9 protein-coding genes and 1 pseudogene are annotated in these 8,126 nt (G+C 64.0%); 7 read left to right on the top strand and 3 right to left on the bottom strand.

Annotated features, from left to right (window positions below; translation table 11 throughout):
* Window positions 1-140, bottom strand: a 140-nt coding sequence (locus tag QOC89_RS12485; RefSeq protein WP_323045292.1) for an AzlD domain-containing protein, incomplete at its 3' end; no start/stop codon positions are given.
* On the bottom strand, window positions 137-883 hold the full coding sequence (locus tag QOC89_RS12480) for an AzlC family ABC transporter permease (protein ID WP_323045291.1): 747 nt from the start codon (window positions 881-883) through the stop codon (window positions 137-139). The genes QOC89_RS12485 and QOC89_RS12480, both read right to left, overlap by 4 nt.
* Before the next feature lie 309 nt (window positions 884-1,192).
* Between QOC89_RS12480 and QOC89_RS12475 the strand changes: the two genes are divergently transcribed.
* The 6 genes from QOC89_RS12475 (at window position 1,193) to QOC89_RS12450 (ending at window position 6,097) form a co-directional block, all read left to right on the top strand.
* The gene (locus QOC89_RS12475; protein WP_323045290.1) at window positions 1,193-2,116 is read left to right on the top strand and encodes a branched-chain amino acid transaminase; all 924 of its coding nucleotides are present in this window, start codon (window positions 1,193-1,195) and stop codon (window positions 2,114-2,116) included.
* A 96-nt stretch (window positions 2,117-2,212) separates the two neighbouring features.
* Window positions 2,213-2,407 carry a zinc-finger domain-containing protein gene (locus QOC89_RS12470; RefSeq protein WP_042321180.1) on the top strand — a complete coding sequence of 65 codons (195 nt, stop codon included), beginning with the start codon at window positions 2,213-2,215 and terminating at the stop codon, window positions 2,405-2,407.
* 260 nt (window positions 2,408-2,667) lie between these two features.
* Window positions 2,668-3,693 (top strand): lipopolysaccharide heptosyltransferase II, encoded by a 1,026-nt coding sequence (gene waaF, locus QOC89_RS12465; protein ID WP_323045289.1) that lies wholly within the window; start codon window positions 2,668-2,670, stop codon window positions 3,691-3,693.
* A gap of 177 nt (window positions 3,694-3,870) precedes the next feature.
* Window positions 3,871-4,317 carry a nuclear transport factor 2 family protein gene (locus tag QOC89_RS12460; RefSeq protein WP_323045288.1) on the top strand — a complete coding sequence of 149 codons (447 nt, stop codon included), beginning with the start codon at window positions 3,871-3,873 and terminating at the stop codon, window positions 4,315-4,317.
* A gap of 111 nt (window positions 4,318-4,428) precedes the next feature.
* Complete coding sequence (locus QOC89_RS12455; protein WP_323045287.1) at window positions 4,429-5,526, top strand: YheT family hydrolase; 1,098 nt, start codon at window positions 4,429-4,431, stop codon at window positions 5,524-5,526.
* Complete coding sequence (locus QOC89_RS12450; RefSeq protein ID WP_323045286.1) at window positions 5,519-6,097, top strand: DUF2946 family protein; 579 nt, start codon at window positions 5,519-5,521, stop codon at window positions 6,095-6,097. The genes QOC89_RS12455 and QOC89_RS12450 overlap by 8 nt, the downstream gene beginning before the upstream one ends.
* 73 nt (window positions 6,098-6,170) lie before the next feature.
* Here the strand turns inward: QOC89_RS12450 and QOC89_RS12445 are convergent, their stop codons facing one another.
* Window positions 6,171-7,913, bottom strand: a complete 1,743-nt coding sequence (locus QOC89_RS12445; protein ID WP_323045285.1) for a M48 family metalloprotease — start codon at window positions 7,911-7,913, stop codon at window positions 6,171-6,173.
* A 145-nt stretch (window positions 7,914-8,058) separates the two neighbouring features.
* Here QOC89_RS12445 and moaC point away from each other — a divergent pair.
* Window positions 8,059-8,126, top strand: a pseudogene (gene moaC / locus QOC89_RS12440) (cyclic pyranopterin monophosphate synthase MoaC); the annotation flags it as partial.

Here is an 8,126-nt window from a genome sequence, read left to right as displayed (position 1 = left end):
GCGGCCGGCGCATAGCGCAGCATCCGCTGCACGCGCGCCGGCAACACCGTGCGCTCGCCGCCGATTAGAAACATCGCGCGTGTCAGGGCGGTGACGAAGGTCATGCCGAAAATGGCGAGCCAGATCTGCGTGGACGTCATTGGGAATCTCCGGCGCTGTTACGGATGCGGCGCAAGTCGGCGCGCTCGACCATCAGGTCGGCGGCACTCCCGGCGATGATCGCGGCGATCACCGCCAGCGGCAGCGCGAGCCGGTATGGCAGATCGAACGCCAGCAGCGACACCACGCCGGCGATACTGACGGCAACCAGCGTGGAACGCGTGGCGATCGCCGACACCATGATGGGCAACAAAGCCAGCGTGCCCGCCAGCGCGAGCCCCCAGTTATCCGGAATCAGGCTCGCCAGCAGAATGCCGACGATCGAAGAGACCTGCCACGACAGCCAGCTGCACACGGCCATGCCCCAGAAGTACGCCTCCTTGCCGGGCACGTACCCGGTCTGAAAGCTCTTCTTCTGGAACAGCAGATAGATCACGTCGCCGTTGAAGTAGCCGAGTACGATGCGCCGCCACATCGGCAGATACGAAAAATGCGGCGCGAGGCCCGCGCTGAAGATCACGAAACGCGTATTGACCATGGCGGCTGTCAGCAGCGCGGTCCAGACCGGCAATTTGGCGGCGAGCAATGGCAGCACGGCCAGTTGCGACGAACCGGCATAGCACAGCAACGACATGGTGAGCGACTGCGGCAGCGTGAGCACGGACTTGCTCATCGCAATACCCGTGACCAGACCCCAGGAGAAAATCGCCATCAGCGTCGGCGAATAGTCGCGCATGCCCTCACGGAAGGCACGGTGATCGGTATCTGATAGACGAGCGAGCATGAGGTGAAACGCGGGCGCCAAGGGGCGCCGCACTCAAGGGAGGTCGGCGCCAGGTCGTCAGGCACCCGCTGGCGCATCCGGATTTGAATTATGCGTGCGCAGAAGTATAGCGTCCGCGATGCGGCCAAATGCCCGTTCCTTGTGCAAAAGACGCTAAAATAGCGCTCCTCGACCTCACACCAAAAGAAAACGCCGGACCGCCCCGCGTTTTCCGCCTCGAAGGAAATCCCCTTGGGAGATTTCCCCCTCGGGGGGCCTGACGCGCAGCGACAGGTTTGGGGCACTCACACATTCCCGTTGGAGAATCGTATGTCAATGGCCGACCGCGACGGCAAGATCTGGATGGATGGCAAGCTCATCGACTGGCGCGACGCCAAGATCCACGTGCTCACCCATACGCTGCATTACGGCATGGGCGTTTTCGAAGGCGTACGCGCCTACAAAACGGCAGACGGCGGCACCGCGATTTTCCGCCTCCAGGAGCACACCAAGCGCCTTCTGAACTCGGCCAAGATCTTCCAGATGGACGTGCCGTTCGACCACGAAACGCTAGCCGCCGCACAGTGCGAAGTGGTCCGCGAAAACAAGCTGGAATCCTGCTACCTTCGCCCGATCATCTGGGTCGGCTCGGAAAAGCTCGGCGTGTCGGCCAAGGGCAACACGATTCACGTGGCGATCGCCGCGTGGCCGTGGGGCGCTTACCTCGGTGAAGACGGTATCGCCAAGGGCATTCGCGTGAAGACTTCGTCGTTCACGCGCCATCACGTGAACGTGTCCATGGTCCGCGCCAAGGCGTCGGGCTGGTACGTGAACTCGATCCTCGCAAATCAGGAAGCCATTGCCGACGGCTACGACGAAGCGCTGCTGCTCGACGTCGACGGTTACGTGTCGGAAGGCTCGGGTGAGAACTTCTTCCTCGTGAACAGCGGCAAGCTGTACACGCCGGATCTGTCGTCGTGCCTCGACGGCATCACGCGCGACACGGTCATCACACTGGCGCGCGACGCGGGCATCCAGGTGATCGAAAAGCGCATCACGCGCGACGAGGTCTATACCTGCGACGAAGCGTTCTTCACCGGCACCGCCGCCGAAGTCACGCCGATCCGCGAACTCGACAACCGCACGATCGGCTCGGGCGCGCGCGGCCCGATCACCGAGAAGCTGCAATCGGGCTTCTTCGATATCGTGAACGGCAAGAGCGAGAAGTACGCGCACTGGCTGACCAAGATCTAACGCGCGCCGCGCCGCCACCAGGACCTCGGCCCCTCCTCGGCCATCGACCTTTTGACGGCGCAACGTACGCACCCTGCCTACAACGAGAAAGTCCCCATGAGCGAAATCAAGGAAATGCCGTTGGTCGAACTGTCGGCGAAAGATCTGCCGGCGTACTGTCCGAATCCTGCAATGCCGCGCTGGAGCGCGCATCCGCGCGTCTTTATCGACGTCACCCACGGTGAAGCGAAATGCCCGTATTGCAGCACCCGCTACAAGCTGCGCGACGGCGAAGTGGTCAGGGGTCATTGATCCTGCTGAGCACTGCGCGTTGACCGCTTGCTACGCTTCTTGCCCGCGTGCCCGCTGGCCGGTTCGTTGTGTGACGGATCAGTTCTGGTTTTGCAGCAGAGCGTAGCCAGCCAGGCGCTTCGCAACAAAGCCGCAGCCGCGGCGGGGCCGGCCATGCTGGAACCGCGCCGCCAAGCTCGCGGCTTTTCCCCTTTTAAACAATCGAACGCCACGCGCCTGGTTCGCGCGGCGCTTCGTTTCGACACCGGACACTCACTCTGATGCGTCGCGCGTTGGTTATCGCACCGAACTGGATCGGTGACGCATTGATGGCGCAGCCGCTGTTTGCGCGCCTCGTGAAATTGCATCCGCGCATCGTGATCGATGCGGTCGCGCCTTCGTGGGTTGCGCCCGTGCTCGAACGCATGCCCGAGATTCGCGACGTCTACGCCACGGATCTGGCGCACGGCAAGTTGCAGATGCTGCGCCGCTGGCAGCTGGCGAGTGACTTGCGCGATGTCGGCTACGACGCGGCTTATGTCCTGCCGAATTCGTTCAAGTCGGCGCTGATTCCGTGGATGGCGGGCGTTCCGCTGCGCATCGGCTACACCGGCGAAAGCCGCTACGGCCTGCTGAACGTGCGTCACGCGAACCCGCGCAAGGACGAGCGCCCGCCAATGGTCGGCCAGTATGCGGCCCTCGCCTATGCGCCCGGCGCCAGGATCCCCGGCGACCTGCCGATGCCACGGCTCGACGCGGACCTGAACGAAGCGTCGCGCGTGTCGGCGCGCTTCAATCTGGACACGCGCGTACCGCTGCTGGTGTTCTGCCCGGGCGCCGAGTACGGTCCGGCAAAACGCTGGCCGCCCGAGTATTTCGCGGCGCTCGCGCAGATGGTGGGCCAGTCGTTCCCATACACGCAGATCGTCGCGCTCGGCTCGCCGAAAGACGCGCCGCTCGCGCAGGCAATCGCCGAGAAAGCGCCGAACGTACGCAACCTGTGCGGCCAAACGGCACTGGGCGAGGCTTGTGCGCTGATCTCGCGAGCCAACGCCGTGGTCACCAACGATTCCGGACTGATGCATGTGGCCGCCGCGCTGCGCCGGCCACTGGTAGCCGTGTACGGTTCGACCGATCCGCGCCACACGCCGCCCTTGTCCGAGCTTGCGAAGGTACAATGGCTTCATCTCGAATGTAGCCCCTGTTTTCAGCGCGAGTGTCCGCTCGGCCATCTGAACTGCCTGAAGCAGCTGAGCGCGGAGCAGGTATTCGGCGATTTGCGCGGCATGTTGCTTGCGCAACGTTGAACCCAGCTCATTCGACTGATACTTGCACGCAACACCGCACGCCCTGAGCGCGTCGCGTCATGTTCGCGCCTTGCGGCACGGGCATTCTCGCGCTCGGGTGCGATTGTCCGGTGAGCCGGACTGTCCCGCTGACCGCTGCCCCGCAACCGCGCGCCGCGCACAAGAGACTGACGAGCCATGCCACGTTTTGCCCATATCTTCGAAGCCGCCGCCGATACGCTGAACGCCTATTACCAGGCCGTCGCCGAAGTGAATATCGACAGCTTGATGGGCCTGTGGATCGATGAAGAGTTCGTGAGCTGCATCTGTGCCGACGGCTCCCACCTGCACGGTCTCGACAGCATTCGCGCCGGCTTGCAGCTCCAGCTCGAGGCCGCGCGCGTTTCGATCGAACCGCTCGACATTCGCGTCTACGACAGCCTCGGCACCGTCGTCTATGCCATAGCAGAAGCCCACCGCCCGGCTGATCCGAAGGCGACGCCGGTGATGGTGTTCACCACCTATGTGATGGTCCACGAGCGCGGCGAGTGGAAGATTGCCCATATTCACGCGAGTCCGATGCCCAATGAGGCTGCCAGCCAGTTCGCCACGAAGATGCGGCATGGCCAGGGCTCGCTGCACTGATGCCTGACGGGCGTTTCGTCTGATCAGACCGTTTCACCGGTTTTACTTTTTTGTTTCGACGCTGGCATGAGCACGCCCCGCAGGAAGTCGCCCGCCCCGAACGAGGCCCCGATGCGGGCTTCCTGGGAAACAACGCACGATGAATCCGCTGCTACCGGCACCGCACGCGCCGTGGCAGCTGTCGAGGCGACGGTGGATCTGCTCTACCGCGCACCGCTCTGGCTGCCGAACCGGCATGTGCAGACCATTGTCCCGTCGCTGTTTGGACGCCGGCCGGCCATCACGTTCCGGCGCGAACGCTGGGACACGCCGGACGGCGATTTCATCGATCTCGATTGGGTCGTGCATGACGGCCAACCCGCCTCTGCGCTCGCCCCCGCCTCCCCGCCTCACGTTCCCGCCGACAACGCTCCGCTGTTCGTCCTGTTTCACGGCCTCGAAGGCAGTTCCACGTCGCACTACGCCGCCACGTTGATGGCGGCCGCGCGCGAGTACGGCTGGCACGGCGTCGTACCGCACTTTCGCAGTTGCAGCGGACCGTTGAATCTGTTGCCGCGCTTCTACCATCTCGCCGACAGCAACGACGTCGACTGGATTCTGCGGCGCTTGCGCGCCACGCAGCGCGGGCCGATCGTGGCGGCGGGCGTGTCGCTCGGCGGCAATGTGTTGCTGCGCTGGCTTGGCGAGCGGCGCGAAGATGCGTCGCCGGTGCTCTCGGCCGCCGCGGCGATTTCGACGCCGATCGACGTGCATGCCGGCGGCCGCGCGTTGTCGCAGGGCTTCGGCATGGTCTACACGCGCAGTTTCCTGAAGACGCTGAAGCAGAAGGCCGAGCAGAAGCTGGTGCAGTTTCCCGGGCTGTTCGACCGCGACGCGATGCTCGCGAGCCGCACGATGTACGACTTCGACAACGTGGTGACGGCGCCGCTGCACGGCTTTCGCAATACCGACGACTACTGGAGCAGCGCGACCACGCGGCCTCTGCTGCCCGGCATTGCCGTGCCGACACTCGTGCTGAACGCACGCAACGACCCATTCTTACCGGCCGAAGCGTTGCCGGCGCGGCACGAGGTGTCGGCCGCGGTGGAACTCGATCAACCCAGGCACGGCGGCCACGCCGGCTTTATGACCGGGCCATTTCCCGGGCGCATCGACTGGTTGTCGCGGCGCGTGCTCGGTTATCTGGAGCGCTACATCGATCATGGATGACATCGTCAAGCAGGCCCTGGCCAAATGGCCGAATGTGCCGAGTTGCACCGGCTGGTTGATGCTCGACCGACGCGGCAACTGGCGCATGCGGGACGAAGCCGCTCAGGCCGGCGGTGAGCCAGGCACGCCGATTCGGCATGAGGCGTTGCTCGGGTTTATCAATCGGAATTACGACGCCGACGAGCGCGGGCAGTGGTTTTTCCAGAACGGACCGCAGCGGGTATATGTCGAGTTGGGCTATACGCCGTGGGTGGTCAGATTATCAGCGGATGCCGCTGGCGCGCTTGCTTTGACTGACCAGGCCGGCGGGGCTTTCGAACCTTCGCTTGTGTTCGTCGACGATGAAGGTGGGATTCTGTTTGTCGATAGCTCGGTGCCAGCGAGGGTCGCTGTTTTGCACGATCACGATCTCGAGGTTTTCGCCGATCACGCAGCGTTGGGCGATGACTCGATGAGCGGGGAGTTTCGCTGGAACAACGGGGTTGTTTTGCCTTTGCAGGGCGTGCGGCGAAATGAAGTCGCCGGGCGCTTCGGCTTTGTCGATAGTCCGGCCACTGCGGCGAGTGCTTAGGCCGTTTGGCGACTGATCGCCGGGATTCGCTGCATAGTCCGCGTGCTGCTCAGATCGTGAAGGCGGCCGGGTACTAACTCTTCTCGTCCAGCCGTTCCTCTTTGTATCGGCTCTCCATTTCATGTAGCCGGGCGTCGACGGTGGCGAGATCGTAGTAACCGATCGCCTTCAGATCACGTGCCTCCTTCAGTTGCCGGATAGCCGACGGCCAGGCGCCATCGAGGGCGAATTTTTCGGCGAGCGCCCGATGCTGCGTCAGCGCATCGCCACTGCCCGCGCTCGCTTGCGCCAGATACAACCACCAGGCAGGCTGATCGGGCTGCGCACGCGTCTCTTTCAACGCCAAAGCCTGCGCATCGGCAAATCGCTTCAACGTCAGCAAGGTCTGGATATGCATGTCGATCGCGGCGTTCGACTGCGGCCAGCGCTTCTGTGCGAAGTCGGCCAGGCGAGCCGCCTCGTCATTACGCCCGGCACGGCGCGCAATGTCGGCGGCCAGCACGTCGAGGCTTGGCGAACTGCGCATGGGCTCGCCTTCACTGCGCTCGCCGGTTGCGAACGCGGCACGCGACACCGCCAGCGACGCCGCTGCATCGTCGTATCGCTCGAGCAGCATCTGCCCGTATGCAATCCCGTACCAGTTCGCAGCGATGTTCACGGCGGTACGGTCCTCGATTTCGGAGCGCAGGCGCGAAATCTCATCCGCGTATTCACTGCGCGAGCGGTCCTGCAGCAAGCGCGCCCGCGCTCGCACAAAACCGTATTCGGACGTCTGATGCGGTTGCCGGTAAGCCGCGCGGCGCGCACGGTCCTCCATGTCGGCGATCCGCTCGCCAGTCAGCGGATGAGTGCGCGCATAGGCCGGTATGCCCGTGTCGCTCATCGCCGCGCGATCGAGGCGGCCGAAAAACGTCGTCATCGCGTAGGGATCGTAGCCGGCGCCGGCCAGCAGCAGAAAGCCGACGCGGTCCGCTTCCTGCTCGGCGGAGCGCGAGAAACGCAGCTGGTTGTCGACCGCATAAGCCTGGCCGCCAATCGCAATCGCGCTGCCGAGATCGCCACTGTGCGCGAGCACGCCAGCGAGAACGCCGAACAACAGGCCGGCGAGCGCGGCATAGGAGCTGCGCTCGCCGGTCGTGATCATGCGCGAAATGTGCCGCTGCAAGACGTGGCCCATCTCGTGACCGAGCACGGAGGCGAGTTCGGACTCGGTTTGCGTCGTCACGATCAAACCGGTGTTCACGCCGATAAAGCCGCCTGGCAGCGAGAAGGCATTGATTTGCGCATCGCGGACTGCGAACAACTCGAAGTCCGGACGATAGCCGCCGATGTATAGCGCGTTCGCCGCCGCGGCGAGTTTCGCGGCGATCGACTTCAGATAATCACGCACCAGCCAGTCGTCGAGATAGTCCGGGTCGCGGCGTACTTCGCGCATCACGCGCTCGCCGAGCCTGCGCTCGGCTTGCGGCGTCAGCGAGCCGGAGCCGCCGTTGCCCAGGTCGGGTAATTGCTGCGTGACGATCGGGGCGCGCCAGTTGGTCGACACGCCCGTGTTGCCGGAGAAGCGGCTTTGGGCGCCACCATAGACGCCGAAGACGCCTTGGGCGATGTCGGGTGGAACGATGGGGTCGGCGGACGTGTCGGCTGAGCCGCTTTCCAACGGCGGTTCCGCGGACTGCATGTTGAGGGCGAGGCTTGTGCCTGTATTCGTGCTCGTGCTGCTCGTGTTCGTTACGCCGCGCGATTGCGCGTACGCGCCCGGTGGAATCGCGAGCGCGCAAGACAACACCGCAGCAAGAAAACGATTCGAACGCATCGCGAGGTCGGTTGACGAAGTCGAAAAGCGACGCCCGCCGCTTGGCCTAACGCTCGGACTAAGATAGCGGGCATAGGGCAATTGTAATCATCTTGGCCCGCCCGGCCACACTGCTATGATAAGCGCCCTCTGAAGGAGCCCAACCATGCCCGAACTCACTCATTTCGACGCCGCCGGCCAGGCGCATATGGTGGACGTCGGCAGCAAGCAGGA

It is taken from the genome of Paraburkholderia sp., from assembly GCF_034668105.1.
Taxonomy (GTDB): domain Bacteria; phylum Pseudomonadota; class Gammaproteobacteria; order Burkholderiales; family Burkholderiaceae; genus Paraburkholderia.
This window is presented reverse-complemented; position numbering and strand designations above follow the sequence as displayed.

Excerpts from the sequence above, each read along its gene's own strand:
- QOC89_RS12480 (WP_323045291.1), bottom strand. The coding sequence starts at position 883 with ATGCTCGCTCGTCTATCAGATACCGATCACCGTGCCTTCCGTGAGGGC.
- QOC89_RS12475 (WP_323045290.1), top strand. The coding sequence starts at position 1,193 with ATGTCAATGGCCGACCGCGACGGCAAGATCTGGATGGATGGCAAGCTC.
- QOC89_RS12470 (WP_042321180.1), top strand. The coding sequence starts at position 2,213 with ATGAGCGAAATCAAGGAAATGCCGTTGGTCGAACTGTCGGCGAAAGAT.
- waaF (WP_323045289.1), top strand. The coding sequence starts at position 2,668 with ATGCGTCGCGCGTTGGTTATCGCACCGAACTGGATCGGTGACGCATTG.
- QOC89_RS12460 (WP_323045288.1), top strand. The coding sequence starts at position 3,871 with ATGCCACGTTTTGCCCATATCTTCGAAGCCGCCGCCGATACGCTGAAC.
- QOC89_RS12455 (WP_323045287.1), top strand. The coding sequence starts at position 4,429 with ATGCGGGCTTCCTGGGAAACAACGCACGATGAATCCGCTGCTACCGGC.
- QOC89_RS12450 (WP_323045286.1), top strand. The coding sequence starts at position 5,519 with ATGGATGACATCGTCAAGCAGGCCCTGGCCAAATGGCCGAATGTGCCG.
- QOC89_RS12445 (WP_323045285.1), bottom strand. The coding sequence starts at position 7,913 with ATGCGTTCGAATCGTTTTCTTGCTGCGGTGTTGTCTTGCGCGCTCGCG.